At 69.2% G+C, this 19,539-nt stretch carries 8 protein-coding genes and 1 pseudogene; 3 read left to right on the top strand and 6 right to left on the bottom strand.

Features of this window, described 5'->3' with window-relative positions; genetic code table 11:
* Positions 1-459 (top strand): annotated as a pseudogene (locus A5750_RS08995) (hypothetical protein); the annotation flags it as partial.
* A 31-nt stretch (positions 460-490) separates the two neighbouring features.
* On the opposite strand, the gene A5750_RS08990 reads toward A5750_RS08995, so the two are convergent.
* Positions 491-1,396 (bottom strand): alpha/beta fold hydrolase, encoded by a 906-nt coding sequence (locus A5750_RS08990; protein WP_067262157.1) that lies wholly within the window; start codon positions 1,394-1,396, stop codon positions 491-493.
* A gap of 19 nt (positions 1,397-1,415) precedes the next feature.
* Positions 1,416-2,129, bottom strand: a complete 714-nt coding sequence (locus A5750_RS08985; RefSeq protein ID WP_066953929.1) for a TetR/AcrR family transcriptional regulator — start codon at positions 2,127-2,129, stop codon at positions 1,416-1,418.
* Between the two features lie 421 nt (positions 2,130-2,550).
* Here A5750_RS08985 and A5750_RS26285 point away from each other — a divergent pair, with 421 nt between their 5' ends.
* Positions 2,551-4,023 carry a serine/threonine-protein kinase gene (locus A5750_RS26285; protein ID WP_304441460.1) on the top strand — a complete coding sequence of 491 codons (1,473 nt, stop codon included), beginning with the start codon at positions 2,551-2,553 and terminating at the stop codon, positions 4,021-4,023.
* Here the strand turns inward: A5750_RS26285 and A5750_RS08975 are convergent.
* The 3 genes from A5750_RS08975 to A5750_RS08965 are packed head-to-tail and all read right to left on the bottom strand — an operon-like array spanning position 4,014 to position 9,140.
* The gene (locus A5750_RS08975) at positions 4,014-5,489 is read right to left on the bottom strand and encodes an MFS transporter (protein ID WP_067262153.1); all 1,476 of its coding nucleotides are present in this window, start codon (positions 5,487-5,489) and stop codon (positions 4,014-4,016) included. The genes A5750_RS26285 and A5750_RS08975 overlap by 10 nt on opposite strands.
* A gap of 55 nt (positions 5,490-5,544) precedes the next feature.
* Positions 5,545-7,338, bottom strand: coding sequence for an N-acetylglutaminylglutamine synthetase (gene ngg / locus A5750_RS08970; RefSeq protein WP_067262152.1), 1,794 nt, complete (start codon positions 7,336-7,338; stop codon positions 5,545-5,547).
* Positions 7,335-9,140 (bottom strand): N-acetylglutaminylglutamine amidotransferase, encoded by a 1,806-nt coding sequence (locus tag A5750_RS08965; RefSeq protein ID WP_067262151.1) that lies wholly within the window; start codon positions 9,138-9,140, stop codon positions 7,335-7,337. Before A5750_RS08965 ends, ngg begins: the two co-directional genes overlap by 4 nt.
* Before the next feature lie 534 nt (positions 9,141-9,674).
* On the opposite strand from A5750_RS08965, the gene A5750_RS08960 reads away from it, so the two are divergent.
* Positions 9,675-9,953 (top strand): DUF732 domain-containing protein, encoded by a 279-nt coding sequence (locus A5750_RS08960; protein ID WP_231989160.1) that lies wholly within the window; start codon positions 9,675-9,677, stop codon positions 9,951-9,953.
* Positions 9,954-9,978: 25 nt separating this feature from the next.
* On the opposite strand, the gene A5750_RS08955 is transcribed toward A5750_RS08960, so the two are convergent.
* Positions 9,979-19,539 (bottom strand): non-ribosomal peptide synthetase (locus tag A5750_RS08955; RefSeq protein ID WP_156664300.1); only part of this gene is annotated, 9,561 nt, incomplete at its 5' end.

Raw genomic sequence — 19,539 nt, 5'->3', positions numbered from 1 at the left:
ACCCCGACCCCCCCCCCCCCCCGGCTGCTGACCCTGAGCGGCGTGAGCGGAGTGCTGGCGCAGATGCGGACGCAGTTCGGCGACACCCTGGGCTATCAGCTGAACATCTACCAAACCCAGGTGGTCGTCATGCGTCCGGACACGGCGAACCCCCGGAAGGTGGTGAGCTGGCTGTATCGCGACGGCAACTGGGCCAGCGGCGGCCCCGAGAACGCGGTGTCATCCCGCTTGGTGGTCGGTGACCTCAGCAAGTTCGACGTGCAGGCGGTCGTCGACGTCGTGCAGCAGGCGCCCCAGACCCTACAGATCTACGACGCCAACCGGATCTTCCTGGGGATCGAATCGCGCAAGGACGGTGGCCTGCACCTGCAGATCAACGCCAGCGACGGCGCCCTCAGCGGCACCATCGTGGTGGCCGCGGACGGCACCGTCACCCAGATCTCTCCCCCAACGCGCTGAGCGACCACAGCCCGCCGGTCCGGTCCCGCCGTCAAGTACCGGTGCCGAAGAACGTTCGCAGTGACTCGGCGACGACCGCGGGGCTGCCGCCTTGGTCCTGGGGGGCGCCGTGGTTGAGTCCGGGTAACTCGACGCGGGTCGCGCGCGGCAGCACCGTCTGCAAGGCGTCCAGGGTGCCGGTGAAAAGTGTTGGGGCGCCGGTGCCACACAGCAGCAAGACGTCGGCGGTCACGTTTTTGTAGTCGTCGATGGTGCCCTCGGTGGCCTCGACCATTTCCAATTCCCGTTTCCACGCGACAATCAAGTCACGCAGGGCGGCATCGTCATCCTTGACCCGGCGCGCGTCGGCCCATAACAACACGCGACAGATGTTCGGCTGCGTCATCACCCGGCCCAGCACACGGTACGGCGCTGAAACCGCCTGTGCCCGTGGGTCTGAGCCTTGGGCGTCTCTGGCCAGGCTTGCCATCGCTGCGCCGATGTCGTTGCTGGCCACCAGGCGTTGCCCACGGGTGATTATTCCTCTGAACTCGTCGAGCCCCGGTTGGCCGACGAACAGGACCGGCTCGAAGACGGCGACCTTGCGGATCGCCGGTATCGCCATGGATGCATGTAGGGCGAACAAGCCGCCATCAGCGACTCCGAAGACATACCGGGCGCCGGTGCCGGTGACAATGGCGTCGAGGTCTTCGTCCTCGCTGGCGATGCTGTAGTTGGGACCATAGGGCCCACTCATCCCCCGACCGCGTCGATCCGGCAGGTAGACGGTGAACCGGTCGGCTAATGCGGCGCCCAGCTTCAAGTAGTGCTGGGAGGCCAGTGCGCCGCCGTGCAGGATCACCAACCCGGGGCCGTCGCCAAGCCGGCGAAAGCCGATCGTCGTGCCGTCTTTGGACGTCACCGCGCCCTTTGAATACTTCGGTTTCGCCGTGCTCAACGAGACCAGTCCTTTCCATTCAACCGCGTCGGTAATTGCGCGGCAGTGCCGCTACCATCGCCTTGACCTGCTCAGGGGTGAGTACGGCGACGCTGCCGTCGGGTAGTCGCAGGACACGGTCGATCGCAAGGCCGTGCAGCCTTGACCTCATCGTCAGAACCTCGATCGCTCGATCTCTGGCCGACTCATCGCAAGCATCGGCTACCTGCACGACGTTGGAGTTGAGCCGGGCGGCGAGGCCCTGCACCATATCGGCAACGCCTTCGGGATCGAATGTGTCGAAGACGCCCTCCTGCACACCGTCGGAAATCAGTTTCGTCAGTAGTGGCCGGACCAAACCCTCTCCGGCAGCGACGATTCGCCCGTACAGATGCGCATTCTCGGGCCGCAGCAACGAAACCATCGCGGCCAGCCGTTCGGGAAGCTCCAACTCCATCTTGACGTCAAAACCCGACTGCAATAGGGCGTTCAACCGATCCAACGCGTTACCACCGCATCGGCCGACCGCGTCTTCGACCGATGCGTACTGATCGCGCGCGCTGCGCTCGGCCAGCGCGGTTATCAGGGCCTCTTTTGACGGAAACCAATGGTAGAAGGCACCTTTGGAAACCCCCGCGTCGGCAATCAGGTCATTCAGGCTGACATTGTCGTAGCCGCGCTGGACAAACATCGCCGATGCTCGCTCCAACAGCTCGGCCCGGCGAATGTCGGGGTGCTTCACTACCCGTGGCATGCGGACCATCCCGCCACCAAGGCAGGAGCCCCGTCGAGGGAGCCCGGCTCCCACAGCCCCCGGCGAGTCCGCACACTCGGCTCCTCGACCATCAGACAGACGTTAACCGACCGATGGTCGGTATACAAGACCACCGGTCGGATGCGGGCCGTCGACCTTGATGCGGACCTCCCGCTGCACCCCGGCCGAATAACGAAGGGACTTGTGCACGTCAATATCCGAACATGCTGCGCCACCGTGATTTTGGCCAATCGCGGCTGCAGTGGCGCCGCTGCGGCTTTCGATTGACCACCCGCCCGCGCGGACACATCCGCGCGAGCATGTTGTACTTTTCCTGCGGTGCGGCCAATGGGCGCTCACCGCCATGGTCCTTCGATGGGAGTCAGCAGTGACCGGCGCGCAGGACCCGCGGGTAGGGACGATGTTCGGGCCCTACCGGCTCACGCGGCTGCTCGGTCGCGGTGGAATGGGCGAGGTCTACGAAGCCGAACACACCGTCAAACAGTGGACCGTCGCGCTGAAACTGATGTCGCACACCTTCAGCCAGGATCCCGTGTTCCGCAAGCGAATGGAACGCGAGGCCCTCATCACCGGCCGGCTGTTGGAACCCCACGTGGTCCCGATACACGACTACGGCGAAATCGACGGGCAGCTGTATCTCGAGATGCGGCTCATCGAGGGCGTCGACCTGGGCAGCATGCTCGAACGGGCCGGGCCACTGCCGGCACCGCGGGCGGTGGCCATCATCCGGCAGATCGCGTCGGCCCTGGACGCCGCCCATGCGGCCGGGGTGACCCACCGTGACGTCAAACCGCAGAACATCCTGATCACCGGCGACGACTTCGCTTATCTCGTCGACTTCGGGATCGCCAGCGCCAAGACCGACGAAAAGCTCACCCAACTGGGCACCGCGGTCGGCACGTTGAAGTACATGGCGCCCGAACGGTTTTCGAGTGAAGACGTGACGCCGCGCGCCGACGTCTACGCGCTGGCCTGCGTGCTCTACGAATGCCTGACCGCGACCCCGCCATATCGCGCCGACAGCACCGGGATGCTGATCAGCGCCCACATGATGCAGCCCATCCCCAAACCCAGCGAGCAGGGCGCCGGGGTGAGCCCGGCCTTCGACGCCGTGATCGCGGGCGGCATGGCCAAGAACCCGATCGAGCGCTACCCCACCGCCGGCGCCCTGGCCGAGGCCGCGCGGCTGGCGCTCAGCAGCCCCGAGCGCGAACGCGCGGACACGATCCTGCGCCAGAGCGAAATCCTCTCCCCCGCATCGGATTCCGAGCGGCCAGGCACATCGGCTAAGCGCAATCGCTGGCCGATCGTGGCCGCCGCCGCGGTGGTCGTCGTCGCCGTCTGCGCCGTCGGGCTCTGGCTCATCCTGAAACCCGCCGGCCAGCGGCACGCCAAGGCGACCGTCGCGAAGACCCCGCCGCCGTCGAGCGCCGCCCCCAATGACGACCAGGCCCGGCTGATCAGCCTGCTCCCGCCCGGCTACCTGGCCGGCACGTGCACGCCGGCGACCCCGGAGTCGGGCAGCATCTGGGTGCACGCGGTCGCGATGGTCACCTGCGGGCAGAACACCCAGCCCGGCGGTCCCAGCCACGCCACCTACGGGCTGTTCGCGACGCCCGACCCGTTGAAGCGGGCCTTCGAGAACGACATCGCCAACGTCAGCCTGGTGAACTGTCCCGGCGAGGGACGCTCACCGGTCAGCTGGCATTACGACCAGACCCCGAACGACATGGCCGGGCTGATCGCGTGCGGCACCTACAACAACCACCCGAACGTGATCTGGACCAACGACGCGAAACTGATGCTCAGCGACGTGTCCGGGGACCCGGCCACCGTTGAAGACCTGCACACCTGGTGGGACGCCTACGGTTGATCCCGCCGATCGGCGTCGGCGTCGGCGACGGTCAGGGGCAAGGCCAGCTCTTCGAGCGGGCGGCGTTCTGCCGCGATCCCGAGCCGCAATTCGACCAGCCCCGCGATCGCCATGACGGCGGCGCCGGTCAAGAACGACCAGACCACCTGACCGCGTTCCCCGGAACTGATCAGCTGCCCGAACAGCAACGGGCCGGTGATGCCGCCGATCGCGGTCCCCACCGCGTAGAAGAACGCAATCGCCAGCGCCCTGGTCTCCATCGGGAAGATCTCGCTGACCGTCAGATAGGCGGCGCTCGCGCCCGCGGAGGCGAGGAAGAACGCGACCGCGAGGACGCCGATGAACGCCCAGACCCCGCCGGTCTGGGTCACGAACAGGGCCGCCAGGGCGGCGGCGACGACCGCGGACCCGATGTAGGTGGCCGTGATCATCGGCTTGCGCCCGATGGTGTCGAAGAGGTGGCCGAGCGCGAGCGGCCCGACGAAATTGCTGAGCGCCCAGAGGATGAAGAACAGCGGCACCTTCCCGGACGGCACTCCATAGAACCCGCTCAAGAGCGTGCCCAGATTGAACGTCACCCCGTTGTAGAGGAACGCCTGCCCGGTGAACAGCGCCAGCCCCAGGATGGCGCGTTGCGGATAGAGCTTGAACGCCACCCGGGCGATTTCGCGGAACGAAATCGTCTCGCGCTGGCGGATTTTGAGCTCACGCCCGTGCGGCTCGGGCAGCGGCTCGCCGGTTTCCTGCCGCACCGCTTCCTCGATCTCGCCGACGATCCGCTCGGCCTCCTGGTCGCGGCCATGAATGAACAACCACCGCGGACTCTCCGGGACGTTGCGCCGGACGAGAAGGACGAAGATGCCGAAGATGGCGCCAATGCCGAAGGCGAGCCGCCAGCCGATGTTGGGCGCGAAGTTCGAGGTGTCGAGCAGGACGAGCGCACCGGCGGCCCCCGCGGCCGAGCCGAGCCAGTACGTGCCGTTGATGATCAGGTCGACGCGCCCGCGCAGGCGTGCGGGGATCAATTCGTCGATGGCCGAATTGATCGCGGCGTACTCGCCGCCGATGCCGGCGCCGGTGAAGAAGCGCGCGGCGAAGAAATACCAAGGGGCGAAAGCGAATGCGGTCGCGACTGTGGCCACCAGATAGACCGCCAGGGTCAGCATGAACAGATTGCGGCGCCCGAAGCGGTCCGTCAGGTGACCGAAGAACAGCGCGCCCAGGCAGGCACCGGCGATGTAGAACGCGGCGGCCAGGCCGATCTGCGCCGCGTTCAGGTCGATGCCGCTGCCCTTTTCGGTGAGGCGAGCGGACACGTTGCCCACCATCGTGACCTCGAGCCCGTCGAGGATCCACACCCCGCCGAGCCCGATGACGACGCGCCAGTGGAATCGGGACCACGGCAGCCTGTCCAGCCGCGCCGGCACGCGGGTCGTGATGGTTCCGGTTTGCACGCTTTCGCTCATCTGGCTCCTATCTGAGGTGATTGGAGAATTACCCAAGCGAGGCGCACAGCAAGCCTCAGCCGCGTTCGGCGCGCGACTCCTCTGGAGTCCAGGCTTGCGGCTGGCCCGGGTGGCCGGGGAACAGGAAGTCGATGAACGCCGCGGCCGTGGGCTGTGGTTCGTGGTTGGCCAGCCCTGGTCGTTCGTTGGCCTCGATGAAGGCGTACTCGGCGCCGGTGACGTCGGGCACCAGCAGGTCGATGCCCGTCACCGGGATGCCGATCGCCTCGGCCGCCGTCACCGCGACCCGGCACAGTTCCGCGTTCACCACCGCGGTGACGTCGTGGATCGTCCCGCCCTGGTGCAGGTTGGCGGTGCGCCGGACGCGAAGGCGGGTGCCCTGGGGCAGCACGTCGTCCAGCGTCCAGCCCGCCTCGGCGACCGTCGCCTCGGTGAGGTCGTCGAGCGGGATGCGGGACTCGCCACCGGTGGCCGCGGAGCGCCGCCGGCTTTCGGCGGCGATCAGGTCGCGAATGGTGTGCTCGCCGGTGCCGATGATCTCGGGCGGCATCCGCAGCGCGGCGGCCACCACCCGGCCGTCGATCACCACCAGCCGAAGGTCATCGCCCTGCACGCGCTGCTCGATCAGCACGTCGGGGTATTGCTGACAGGCGCGGGCCAGGGCGGCGGCCAGCTCCTCGGGGCCGTTGTCGGCGGTCACGCCGACCGTGATGCCCTTCCCCTGTTCGCCGCGGGTGGGTTTGACGACGACCTCCCCGACCTCGGTGAGGAAGTTGTAGTCGCCTTCGTCGAAGGTGGCCAGCCGGGCGCGGGGCACGGTGATGCCCGCCTCGGAGACGAGCCGGCGCGTCAGCCGTTTGTCGTCGCAGCGGCACATGGCGACCGCCGAGGTGTATTCGGACAGCGACTCCCGGGTGACCACGCTGCGGCCGCCGTGGGTGAGGCGCATCTCGCCGGTCTCGGCGTCGAGCACCTCCACCCAGATGCCGCGGCGCAGCGCCTCGTCGGCGATGATCCGGGCGTAGGGGTTGAGGTCGTCGACCGTCTCTGGCGGCGGGCTGAAAAGTGGCTCGTTGATGGCGTTCTTGCGCTTGATCGCCAGCACGGGCACGCGGCGGAAGCCCAGCTTCTCGTACAGGCCGATGGCGGCGGCGTTGTCGTGCGCGACCGACAGGTCCATGTAGGCGCGGCCCGCGTTGCGGAAGCGCTCCGCGAGCGCCCGCGTGAGGGCGGCGCCGATCCCGGGGAGCCCGGCGGCCGGGTCGACGGCCAGCGTCCACAGGCTCGACCCCTGTTCGGGGTCGGAGAACAGCAGCTCGTGATCGACGCCGGTCACGGTGCCCACCACCGCGCCGTCTTCGTCGCGCACCGCCAGCAGGTAGGTCACCGCGGGCACATTCAGGTGGTTGCTCCAGATGACGTCGACCCCGGCCGGGACCATTCCGCAGCGCACGTAGACGCGGTTCATGGCGTCGGCGTCGACCGGATCGTTCAGCGTGCGCACGGTGACGCCCAGCGGCGCGGGCGACAGGTCTTCGGGCTTGGCATCGGTGAAGCGCAGCCGATAGGTGTGGCTGGGATCGATGAAGAGTTCGGTCGGCGCTTCGGCGACCACCACGTGGGATTCGCGTGCGTAGATGCAGATGTCGCGGCGGCCGGGTCCCTCCCGGCGCAGCGCCTCGACGAGCTGGTGGGAGTCGGCGAAGGTCTGGCCGAATATCAGCCGGCCCCAGCCCAATTCGAGCTCGACATCCTTGGCCATCGCCTCCACCAGCTCCGGCGGCGAGGCGTCGTGGAGGCCCATCGTGATCGCCTCGGTGTGGTCGCCGGGGGGATCGGTCACGGTCATGCCACCGGGCCCGTGATGCCGTGCCGCTGCAGCCAGAGCTCGAGCAGGGCGAGCTGCCAGAGTTCGTTGCCGCGCAACGGCGTCAGCTTGCCGTTGGGGTCGGCCAGCAGGGCGTCGACCGCCTCCGTGCGAAACAGGCCGCGCTCCTTGGCAACTGGCGCATAGAGTGCATCGCGCACCATGTCGAGGTAGGGCCCTTCGAGGTGGGTCAGCGCGGGGACCGGGAAGTATCCCTTGGGGCGGTCGATGACGTCCGACGGAATCACCCGTCGCGCAGCCTGTTTGAGCACGCCCTTGCCTTCGTGGGCGATCTTCAGTTCCGGGGGGCAGGTCGCCGCCAGCTCGACGAGCTCGTGGTCGAGGAAAGGCACCCGGCCCTCCAGGCCCCACGCCATGGTCATGTTGTCGACCCGTTTCACCGGGTCGTCCACCAGCATCACGGTGGTGTCGAGCCGCAGCGCGCGATCGACGCCTGTCTCGGCGCCGGCGCGCGCGAAGTGCTCGGTGACGAAGCGCTCACTCGGGTCACCCGGGGCCATGATGCCCGGCCCGAGCAGGCCTGCCAGTTCCGCCGAATCGCGGTCGAAGAAGGCGCCGCGGTACTCGGCGACCGCGCCCTCCAATGAGGCGGCGGCCGGCGAGCCCATCGGCGGGTACCAGTGATAGCCGGCGAACACCTCGTCGGCGCCCTGGCCCGACTGCACGACCTTCACGTGGCGCGCCACTTCCTGGCTGAGCAAGTAGAAGGCTACACAGTCGTGGCTGACCATCGGCTCGCTCATCGCGCCGATCGCCCCGTCGAGCGCGGGCAGCATCCGGTCGGTTTCGATGCGGATCTGATGGTGGTCGGTTTCGAAGCGGCGGGCGATGATGTCTGACCACCGGAACTCGTCGCCCGCCACGCCACCGGCCGACTCGAAGCCGATGGAGAAGGTCATCAGGCCGTGCTGGCCCGCCTCCGCGAGCAGGCCGACGATCAGGCTCGAGTCGACACCGCCGGACAACAGGCAGCCGACCGCCACGTCGGCGACCAGCCGGCGTTTGACCGCGACGCGAAGCGCGTCCAGCACCGCGTCTTCCCAGTCGGTTTCCGACCAGCCGGCGCGGTCGTCGTGCCGGGTGAAGTCGGGGGTCCAGTACGTGGTGATGGTGCGCCGGCCGTCGGGCTCGATGGCGACAAGCGAAGCGGGCGGCACCTTGCGGACGCCCCGCAGGATGGTCAGGGGCGCGGGGACCACCGAGTGAAACGTCATGTAGTGGTGCAACGCGATCGGGTCGATGCGGGTGTCCACCCCGCCGCCGGCCAGCAACGCGGGCAGGGCCGAGGCGAACCGGACGCGGTGGCTGTCCTCGGTCAGGTAGAGCGGTTTGATCCCCAGCCGGTCGCGACCGAGCAGCACCCGGCCGCTGTCGCGTTCGACGATCGCGAAGGCGAACATGCCGTGCAGGTGGCTGACGAAGTCATCGCCCCAGTGGTGGTAGCCCTTGATCAGGACTTCGGTGTCACTGTGCGAGAAGAACCGGTAGCCGTGTCCGGTGAGTTCGTGGCGCAGCTCTTTGTAGTTGTAGATGCAGCCGTTGAAGGCGATGGCCAGACCCAGTTCCGGGTCCACCATCGGCTGGGCGCCGGCCTCGCTCAGGTCGATGATCTTGAGGCGACGATGACCGAGCGCGACACGGCCCTGTGACCAGGCGCCGGAAGCGTCGGGACCCCGTCGCGCCATCACGGCGGCCATTGCTGACACCGCTGCTACATCGGGGACCTGCCCGTCGAGCCGTACCTCCCCGGTGACTCCGCACACTCCTTGAACCATACCGAAGGGGGTTCCGGCGCACCCGTACGGCCACTGTGAAATGGGTCGGCGCGCAGCTCGCACCGGCTTCCGGGGGCCGACGGCGGCAAATCGGGCGCGGATTATCGGTGGGAGGGCCGGAGTTTGCCCGCGCCGGCCGCCGCGACGGTTAAATCTTGGTTTCGCTCCGCTCTCGCCGGTGGCCGCCCCGCGCGAGGTGCGCCTCGCCGCTGCGCCGGCGCGCGGATCGTGCGCGCCGGGGGTGGCGAATGGAAATGCCCGCCGCACAGGGATTTTGATACCCGCGTGGCGCTGTGCCGCGCGGCGTGCTGGGGCACGAGCCGCCAATCGCCCGGGAAAACGGGGCCGATCTCTGTGAGGTGGCGCGGTTGAAGCCGCCGGGAAAAATGCGTCGATTCTGGCTAATGTTCAGCCACCGTTAAGGCGTAGAGCCCAGATGCCACATCGAGGAACATCGTGACCCGAACAATTGCGCGCCTTGGGAACTGGTCGGCAATAGTCGCGCTCGCGGGCGGCGCCGCGGTGTTTTTCGCGACGCCGGCGTCGGCCGATCAAAAAGACGATTCGTTCATCTCGGAGATTCAGCGCAACGGGATTGTCTTTACCGACCGCGGAGCGGCAATCGCCGCGGGACATAACATGTGCGCCGGACTCGATTCGGGGAAGACGCCAACCTCGTTGGTGCTGAACGTGGTACGGGCCACCGACCTGTCGGCGCACGAGGCCGGCTATCTTCTCGGCGCCTCAGTCGCGTCCTATTGCCCCCAACACAGAGGCGCTATCGGCACCCCGGTCTCCTGAGGGTCTCCTGAGGGTCTCCTGACCATTATCCGGCGCGCTCGCCGGGCAGCTTGTCGTCCCGCGACGCCACCGCTTGCTGACCACCCTGGGCCAGTTCGAGCCGGCGCTCCGCGAGGACCAGCAGATGCCTGAGTCGCTGTCCGTACAGCCCCACCGAATCGTGGGTCAGCATGTCGTCGTGCGCGCAGTCGATGGAGTACGTGAGAATCTCCCCGGAGACAAGCGGCCGCCACGACTGGGACAGGAACCCATCGCGGTCTGCCCCGTCCCCCGCGGCGGAGAAGATGGTGATGTCGCCCTGGAAAACGCCGGGCCGGTGAGTTCGGAACCGGTCGATGTTCTGGCGAAGATTTTCGGAGAGCAGGTCGACAAGCCGCCTGGATCGCGAGGCTTCCGGCAGCTGTAGTTCGCCCACCGCGTCCTCGGGCGGGGCGCCACCGCCGTTCATGGTGGGTTGGGCGTCGAGCAGGATCAGGCGGCCGATCACGCCTCCGCGCCGCTGCAGCTCCACCGCGAGTTCGTGCGCGATCACCCCGCCGAACGACCAGCCCAGCAGGTTGTAGGGCCCGGAGGGATGGATCTCCTGCAGCCTGTCGGCATAGTTCTCCGCCATCTCGCGGATCGATCGCGGTTCGGTCTCCCCGCCCTGCCGGGTCTGCTGGACACCGATGATCGGGCAGTCCAGGTAGCTGCCGAGCACCTGATACGGCCAGCTCACGCCGCCCGCGGGGTGAATGCAGAACAACGGAGTGCCGGCGCCCTGCTTCAGGGTCTGAATGGGTACGACGTCCTGGGTGGCGGTCGTGTCCGTGCCCAGGCGCTGGCTCAGGGTCGCGACGGTGGGCGCGTCGAACAGGGTGCGTACGGCAAGGTCGACAACCAGGTTGGTGTTGATCGTCGCGATCAAGCGCATCGCGGAAATGCTGTCGCCGCCCAGGTCGAAGAAGGAGTCGTCGACACCGACCCGCTCGACCCCGAGCACCTGAGCGAAGATGCCGGCAAGGATCTCCTCGGTTGCGTTCGACGGGGCCCGATATCCACCGCCGGCGTACTCGGGCGCCGGCAGGGCGCGGGTGTCCAACTTGCCGTTGGGCGTCAGCGGTAACGCGTCGAGTCCCACCACGGCCGTGGGAACCATATAGCCCGGCAGTCGCCCGGCCAGCGCGGTGCGCGCCTCGGCGGGATCGACCGTTCCGGTGACGTAGCCGACCAGGCGTTTGTCCCCGGGGCGGTCCGCACGGGCGATCACCACGGCCTGCTGCACGCCGTCCAACCGGGCGAGCGCCGCCTGGACCTCGCCCAGTTCGATGCGGTAGCCGCGGATCTTGACCTGCTCGTCGGCGCGAGCCACATACACCAGCTGCCCGTCGGCACCCCAGAGCACCAGGTCACCGGTGCGGTACATGCGAGCCCCGGGTTCGCCGAACGGGCAGGCCACAAACCGCGAACCGGTCAATCCGGCGCGCTTGAGATATCCCGCGGCCACCCCGGTACCGGCCACGTACAACTCGCCCACTACGCCGGGGGCCACCGGCCGCAGCCAGCCGTCCAGCACGAACAACCCGGCGCCGGGCACCGGCGAGCCGATCGGCGGCGTTCCCGAGCCCGCCGCGAGCGGAGCGCTGATCGCCACGCACATCGTCGTCTCGGTCGGGCCGTAGGCGTTGACCATCACCCGCCCCGGCGCCCAGCGATCGACCACCTCGGGTGGGCAGGCCTCCCCGGCCATCACCAGCGCCACCGAATCCAGGCCGGCCGGGTCCAGCGCCGCGACCGCCGACGGCGTCTGGGTCAGCACGCTGACCTTCTGGTCGACCAGTAAGGCGCGGAAGTCCTCCGGTGAGCGCACCACCGACTCGGGCACCACCACCACGCGTCCGCCGCGCAGCAGCGGGGCGAAGATCTCCCACACCGACACGTCGAAGGCGTACGAGTGGCACTGCGTCCACACGCCCGGGGCCGGCAGGCCGGCGTCGAGCGAGCCGATGAGTTGCGTCACGTTACGGTGCGTGACCGCAACACCTTTCGGAACCCCGGTGGTCCCCGAGGTGTAGATGATGTAGGCGATGCCGTCCGCCGCGGGTGCGGGCGGCGCCGTGCGCGGATAGCCGTCGATCTCCGGGTCCTCGATGTCGATGACCCGCACGCCGCTGCCGTCCAGCCGCGACAGCAGTCCCGCGGTGGTGACCGCGGCGATCGGCGCGGCATCCTGGAGCATGAATCTGATCCGCGCGGCCGGGGCGGCCGGGTCGACCGGCAGGTACGCCGCCCCCGTCTTGAGCACCGCCAGGCTGGCCACGATCGCCTGCGCCGAACGCGAAAACAGCAGCGCCACAGACTGTCCCGGGCCGGCGCCCTCGGCGATCAACAGGTGCGCCAACCGGTTCGCCGCCTCGTCCAGCTCCCGGTACGTCATGGACAGCCGGCCCCAGCCGATCGCCACGGCGTCCGGCTGGTGGGCGACCTGTGCGGCGAACAGCTCCACGATCGAGACGGGCGGGGGTGTCGGCCGGGTCAGCGCTGCCCGGTTGCCGATTTCATCCAGGCGGGCATGCTCTGGCCCGTCCAGCAGGTCGACCGAGGAGAGCCGCCGGGCCGGGTCGGTGGTCATCGCCACCAGCACCCGCTGCAGTCGCGCGGTGAGCGCCTCGATGGTGCGCGCGTCGAAGACGCCGGCGTCGTATTCCACTCTGAGGCCGAGTTGTTCGCCGGATAGGGCGGCCTGCATCGTCAGGGGGTAGTGGTTGCGCTCGAAGACGTTGAAGTCGGTGATGGACAGCTCGTGGTTGACCGCCATCGCGGATGTTTCCAGCGGATAGTTCTCGTAGGCGAAGAGCGTGTCGAACAGCTTCTCGTGACCGGTCATCCGGTGGATTTCGCTGAGCGACAGGTGCTCGTGCTCGAGGGTGTCGTTGTGGGCGGTTTGCAGCTGGTCCAGTAGCTCCGTGGTGGTGGTCGCCGGGGTGATGTTGGCGCGCACCGGGATCGTGTTGATCATCAGGCCAACCATCGACTCGGCGCCGGCGACCTCGGCGGACCGGCCCGACACCGTGGTGCCGAACGCGACGTCGTGGTTGCCGGTGAGCCACGTCAGCAGCTGCGCCCACGCGGCCTGCAGCACGGTGCTGACCGTGGTCTGGTGGGAGCGGGCCAGCTCGCCGAGCGCCCGGGTGGTTTCGGCCGGCACCGTGAACGTCGTGAGGCCGCGGGCACCCAGCTCCAACTTGTGTGGCGGCGCGACTAGCGTCGGGGTGTCGAAGCCGACGAGCACCCGGCCCCACGCCGCCCGCGCGGCATCGGCGTCGCGGTCGGCCAGCCAGGTGACGAACCGGCGATACGGCGGCGGCGGAGCCAGCCGCTGCCCGGTGAGGCTGGCGAATGTCTCGTTCACCAGGATGGGAACCGACCAACCGTCGAGCACGATGTGGTGAATGGTCAGCACCAGCCGGTGCCGGTTCGGCGCGGTGCGGATCATGGCCACCCGGAAGGCCGGCCGGTCGGCCAGGTCGTAGACCGCGGCGCGCTCGGCGGCGCAGATTTCCCCGATGCCCTCGTCGGCGCCCTGGCGGCCGTCGAGCTCGACGTACCGCCATGCCATCGCCGGGTTGGCGGGGATGATCTGCACCGGCTCGTCTGGCCGGTCCCAGAACCGGGCGACCAGGTGCGGATGCCGGTCAACGACGGTTTGCACCGCGTCGCGCAGGCTGTCCCGGTCCAGCGGGCCGGTGACGCTGATGTCCAGCTGCACGACGTACAGGTCACTGGAATCCTGGCCGCTGCCCCGCCTGGTGGTCGCGTGGAAGAGCAGACCCTGCTGCAGCGGGGTCAACGGCAACACGTCGGCAATCCGGTGTTGCCGCTCGAGCTCGTCGATCTCCTGCTGGAGCAAACGGGCCGGGAGGATGTCCGACGGGGTCAGTCCGCCGCCACCCGATCGCACGTGGGCGCAGATACCGCTCAGCGCCTCGAACCACAGCCCGCTCAGCCGGGCGAGTTGCTCGCGGTCCAGTACCGAGGGCGCCCACGTCCAGTTGGCGTGCAGCTGCGGGCCGGCCTCGGTCTCGGCGGTGCCCGCGTTGAGGTCCACGGTGTGCATGAGCGGCATGGGCACCGCCGTGCTGGTGCCGGTCACCGACGAGCCGTCTCGCGAGATTCGCCACAACTCGTCCGACAACTCGGCGGCCGCGCCGCCCAGCCGGCCCAGGTAGTTGAAGCCGATCGCCGGGTCGGAGCCGTGCAGGTCGACATCGTCGTTCAGGTAGCGCAGCAGCCCGTAGGTCAGGGGGTCCGGCTGCGCGCGCAGCTGTTCCTTGGCCTGCTTGAGCACGGCGCCCAGCGCGGGGTCACCGGAAACCACGCGCTCCCAAGGCAATTGATCCACCGCCAAGGACACCGGGTACTTGGTGGTGAACCACCCGACCGTGCGTGACAGGTCCACTCCGGCGGCGAGTTCCTCGTGTCGGCCGTGGCCCTCGACGTCGATGCCGACCGGCCCGCCGCCGGGAAGGTCGCCGCCAAGGAACACCGCCCAGGCCAGGGCGTAACCGATCAGCAGGATGTCGTTGACGCCGGCGTGGAAGGCCGCCGGCGCCTCTCCGAGCAGCGTGCGGGTGGTCTCCACGTCCAGCGCCACCGACAGGTGCTCGGCGGTCTCGTAGGTGTCCGTCTCGGGGCGCACCCCCGGTAGCGCGGGCGGCGTCGCCGCGATCCGCTGCCAGGCGCCGGCCTGCTCCACCACTGCCGGGTCATGCGCGTGCTCGCCCAGTAGGGCCGCCCAGCGGGCGAACGACGTCCCACCCGGCGGCAACGCCACCGGCTGCCCGCCGCGATGCTGCGCCCAAGCAATGTTCAAGTCTTCCAACAGGATTCGCCAGGACACCCCGTCGACGGCGAGGTGGTGGATGATCAGCACCAGCTGTCGGGTGGAGACCGCCCACAGCGCGCTCAGCACCACCCCGTCGGCCGGGTTCAGCCGCGAGCGCGCCGCGGTCACGGCGGCGTCCGATAACACGTCCACCGCGTGCAAGTGGTCGGCGGCATCGACCGATCCCGCCTCGGGCACGGTCAGCGACCACTCGTCGTGCACGCGCAGCCGCAGCATGGCGTGCCGGTCCAGCAGGGCCTGCAGCACCGCCACCACGTCGGTCTCGGTGACCCCGGCGGGAGCCTCGACCACCATCGTCTGGTTGAACTGGTCGACCGGACCGCCTGCCCTTTCTATGCCCTGCAGCCACCGGATGATCGGCGTTGCCGATAGTTCCCCGATGCCCTCGTCGGTCGCGCCGGGGTCGCCGTCGGCGGCGCCGACGACGCGGGCCAGCCGGGCCACGGTCTGCTCGACGAAGATGTCGCGCGTCCGGCACGTCAGACCGGCGGCCCGCGCCCGCGTCACCACTTGCATCGACGAGATGCTGTCGCCGCCCAGGTCGAAGAAGGAGTCGTCGACGCCGATCCGCTCGACGCCGAGCACCTGGGCGTAGATGCCGGCCAAGGTCTCCTCGACGGGACTGCTCGGGGCCCGGTAGCGATCGACCTCCCGGTATTCGGGCGCCGGCAGGGCGCGAGTGTCGAGCTTGCCGTTGGGTGTCAGCGGCAGCGCGTCGAGCGTCACCACGGCCACCGGAACCATGTACGCGGGGAGCCGGTCGGCCAGCCGGGCGCGTAGCTCGGCGGGGTCCGCCGAACCGGTGACGTAGCCGACCAGGCGCTTATTACCGGGCCGGTCCTCGCGGGCGATGACGGCGGCCTGCGCGACCCCGGTCAAACCGGTTAGCGCCGTGCGGATTTCGCCGAGCTCGATGCGGTAGCCGCGGATCTTGACCTGCTCGTCGGCGCGGCCCAAGTACTGCAGCTGCCCATCGGAGCCCCAGCAGACCAGGTCGCCGGTGCGATACATGCGTGCCCCTGGGCCGCCGAATGGACAGGCGACAAACCGCGACGCCGTCAGCGCCGCCCGGCGCCAGTACCCGCGGGCCAGCCCGGCGCCGGCCACGTACAGCTCGCCGACCACGCCGGGTGGCACCGGCCGCAGGGATTCGTCGAGCACGAACAACGCCGCCCCGGCGACCGGGGAGCCGATCGGAACGACGGCCGAGCCGGGGGCAAGCGGCGCGCTGATCGCCGCGTACACCGTGGTTTCGGTGGGTCCGTAGGCGTTGATCATCACCCGTCCGGGCGCCCACCGGTCGACCAGCTCGGTCGGGCAGGCCTCGCCGGCCACCACCAGGGCCGCCGACTCCAGCCCCCGCGGGTCGAGCATCGCTGCGGCGGAAGGGGTTTGGCTCAGCACGCTGACCCGCTCGGCGACCAGCAACTCGTGCAGGTCCTCCGGGGATCGCACCACCGCGTCGGGGATCACCACCAGGCGGCCGCCGCGCAACAGCGCGCCGAAGATCTCCCACACCGACACGTCGAAGCCGTAGGAATGCCACTGCGACCACACGCCGGCGTCCGGCAGGCTGGCGTCCACCGTCGCCATCAGCTGCGTCACGTTGCGGTGGCTGACCGCCACACCCTTGGGCACCCCGGTGGTTCCCGAGGTGTAGATGAGGTAGGCGACGTCCTCCGCGCTCGGCGCCGGCAACGCGATGACGGGCTGGGCGTCGACGGCGGGATCGTCCACGTCGATGACCGCCACGTCGTACCCGTCGAGCCGGTCGGCAAGGGCGGCGGTGGTGACCACCGCGACGGGCGTGGCGTCGGCGAGCATGAAGCCGATCCGGGCGGCCGGATGCGCGGGATCGATTGGCAGATAGGCCGCCCCGGTCTTGAGCACCGCCAGGATCGCCACGATCGCCTCGGCCGCGCGATCGAACAGCAGTGCCACGCACTGTCCCGGGGCGGCGCCGCGGCCGGCCAGCAGGTGGGCCAACCTGTTGGACGCCTGGTCGAGCTCGCGATACGTCCACGACCGGGTACCGCTGCTGAGCGCAGGCGCATCCGGCGTGCGCGCCGCCTGGGCGGCAAAGGATTCCGGAATCGACGTCGGCGCGTTTGCCGGCGCGGCCAGCGCCGCCCGGTTGCCGATCTCGTCCAGCCGGGCCCGTTCATCCGCATCGAGCAGGTCGACCGACGACACGGGGCGGGCGGGATCGGTGGTCATCGTCGCCAGCACCCGCTGCAGGCGCCCGACCAGTGTCTCGATGCTGTCCGCGTCGAACACGTCGGTGCGGAATTCCACCCGCCCGCCGATCCCGGCGGGCTCGTCGGTCTCGGTCCAGCGCTCGGTCATCGAGAAGGTCAGGTCCATGCGGGCGACCTGGGTGTCCAGCGGTATCGGGGTGACCCGAACGTCGCCCAGGGCCAGCCCGGTCGCGGGGTCGTTGTCCTGCCCGCCGAAGTTCTGCCAAGCCAGCATCACCTGAATCAGCGGGTGATGGGTGAGGCTTCGGGTCGGGTTGACGCGCTCCACCAGCACCTCGAAGGGCACGTCCTGATGCTCGAAGGCCTCCACGCTGCGCGCGCGCACCCGGTCCAACAGCTCGGTGAAGGTGGGGTTGCCGGACATGTCGACGCGCAGCACCAGGGTGTTGACGAAGAATCCGACCAAGTCGTCGAGTGCGGGGTCGCGCCGCCCGGCGATCGGAAAGCCCACCGCCACATCGCTACTCGCGCTCAGCTTGGCCAGCAGCACCGCCAGAGCGGCCTGCACCACCATGAAGCTGGTCGCATTGTGTTCGCGGGCCACCGCCGAAATCTGCTGCTGCAAGTCGGCCGGCCAGTCGATCGCCACCGTAGCCCCGTGCTGGTCGGCCACCTGCGGGTAGGGGCGGTCGGTGGGCAACTGCAACCGCTCCGGCATGCCGGCCAGGGCCTCTTCCCAATAGGCCAGCTGGGCGGCGATGCGGCTGTCGCTGTCCTTCAGGTCGCCGAACTGGGCGCGCTGCCACAACGTGTAATCCACGTACTGGACCGGCAATTCGTCCCACTCGGGGGCCTGCCCCGCGCATCGGCTGGCGTACGCGACGCCGAGGTCGGCGGCCAGCGGCCGCAGCGACCAGCCGTCGGCGGCGATGTGGTGCACCACGGCCACCAGCACGTGTTCGTCGTCCGCGACGCGGAAGACCCAGGCGCGCAACGGAATATCGGTCGCCAGGTCGAAGGTGCCGCGTGCCGCGGCCTTGACGGCCTCGTCCAGCCGGCCCGCCGACCAGCCGCTGGCGTCGACGACCTGCCAGCCGAAATCGGCTCGCTCCGCGGGGATGACCACCTGCTGGGGCGTTCCCTCGGGCGCGGCGAACACGGTGCGCAGGCTCTCGTGGCGGGCCACCACGTCGGCCAGCGCCGCACCGAGCGCGTCGGCGTCGAGCCGACCACGCAGGCGCATTGCCGCCGCCATGTTGTAAACCGGTGACGGGCCTTGCAATTGGTCCAGGAACCACAGCCGGCTCTGGGCGAACGACAGCGGGACGACCGCCGGCCGGGGGCCGGCCACCAACGGCTCGAGCCGGCCGGCGCCCTCCCCGATCCGGGGTGCCAGCTGGGCGATGGTGGGCGCCTCGAACACGGCGCGCACCGACAGGTACTCGTCTAGGTCGGTGTTGACCGCGGCGATCAGACGCATCGCCAGGATGCTGTCGCCGCCCAGGTCGAAGAACGACTGGTCGATCCCGACGCGATCGACCCCGAGCACCTGGGCGTAGATCCCGGCCAGGATCTCCTCGGTGGGATTGGTGGGGGCGCGATAGCCCGAGGCGGTGTATTCGGGAGTGGGGAGGGCGCGGGTGTCGAGTTTGCCGTTGACCGTCACGGGTAGCGCCTCGAGCACCACGATCCCGGCCGGGACCATGTAGCCCGGCAGCCGCTCGGCCAGCGCGGCGCGCATTGTGGCCGGCTCGGCGGCTCCGGTGATGTAGCCGACTAGTCGCTTATCGCCGGGGCGGTCCTCGCGGACGACGACCACCGCTTCGTCGACGCCGTCCAAAGCGGCGAGGGCCGAGCGGATCTCGCCGATCTCGATGCGGTAACCGCGGATCTTGACCTGCTCGTCGGTGCGTCCGACGTACTGCAGTTGGCCGTCGGTGCCCCAGCGCACCAGGTCCCCGCTGCGATACATCCGTTGTCCGGGCTCGCCGAACGGGCAGGCCACGAACCGCGATGCGGTCAAGTCGGGCCGGCGCACGTATCCCAGGCCCACCCCGCGCCCGGCGACATACAACTCCCCGATCACCCCGACCGGCACGGGCCGCAACCAGCCGTCCAGCACGAACAGTCCTGTCCCTGGCACCGCCGAACCAATCGGCGGCGCACCGGATTTCGCGGTCAGCGGGGTGCTCATGGACGCGAAGATCGTGCTCTCGGTCGGGCCGTAGACGTTCATCATCGCCCGCCCTGGTGCCCAGCGGTCCACCAGCTCCGGGGGTACGGGCTCCGCGCCGATCACCAGCGCCGCGGAGTCCAGGCCTTCCGGTGACAGCATGCGAACGGCCGCCGGGGTCTGACTCAACACCGTCACCTTCTCGGCCACCACCAACGCATGAAAATCCTTCGGCGAGCGCGCCACGGCCTCCGGGACCACCACCAGCCGCCCGCCGTGCAGCAGCGCCCCCCAGATCTCCCACACCGAGAAATCAAACGCATACGAATG

It is taken from the genome of Mycobacterium sp. 852002-51613_SCH5001154, from assembly GCF_001667425.1.
Taxonomy (GTDB): domain Bacteria; phylum Actinomycetota; class Actinomycetes; order Mycobacteriales; family Mycobacteriaceae; genus Mycobacterium.
Note: the sequence above shows the minus strand (reverse complement) of the source record. Positions and strands in the feature narration are given on the sequence as shown.

What these genes read in the sequence shown, in the direction of transcription:
- A5750_RS08975 (WP_067262153.1), bottom strand. Translation starts at nt 5,489, where the DNA reads ATGAGCGAAAGCGTGCAAACCGGAACCATCACGACCCGCGTGCCGGCG.
- ngg (WP_067262152.1), bottom strand. Translation starts at nt 7,338, where the DNA reads ATGACCGTGACCGATCCCCCCGGCGACCACACCGAGGCGATCACGATG.
- A5750_RS26285 (WP_304441460.1), top strand. Translation starts at nt 2,551, where the DNA reads ATGTTCGGGCCCTACCGGCTCACGCGGCTGCTCGGTCGCGGTGGAATG.
- A5750_RS08985 (WP_066953929.1), bottom strand. Translation starts at nt 2,129, where the DNA reads ATGCCACGGGTAGTGAAGCACCCCGACATTCGCCGGGCCGAGCTGTTG.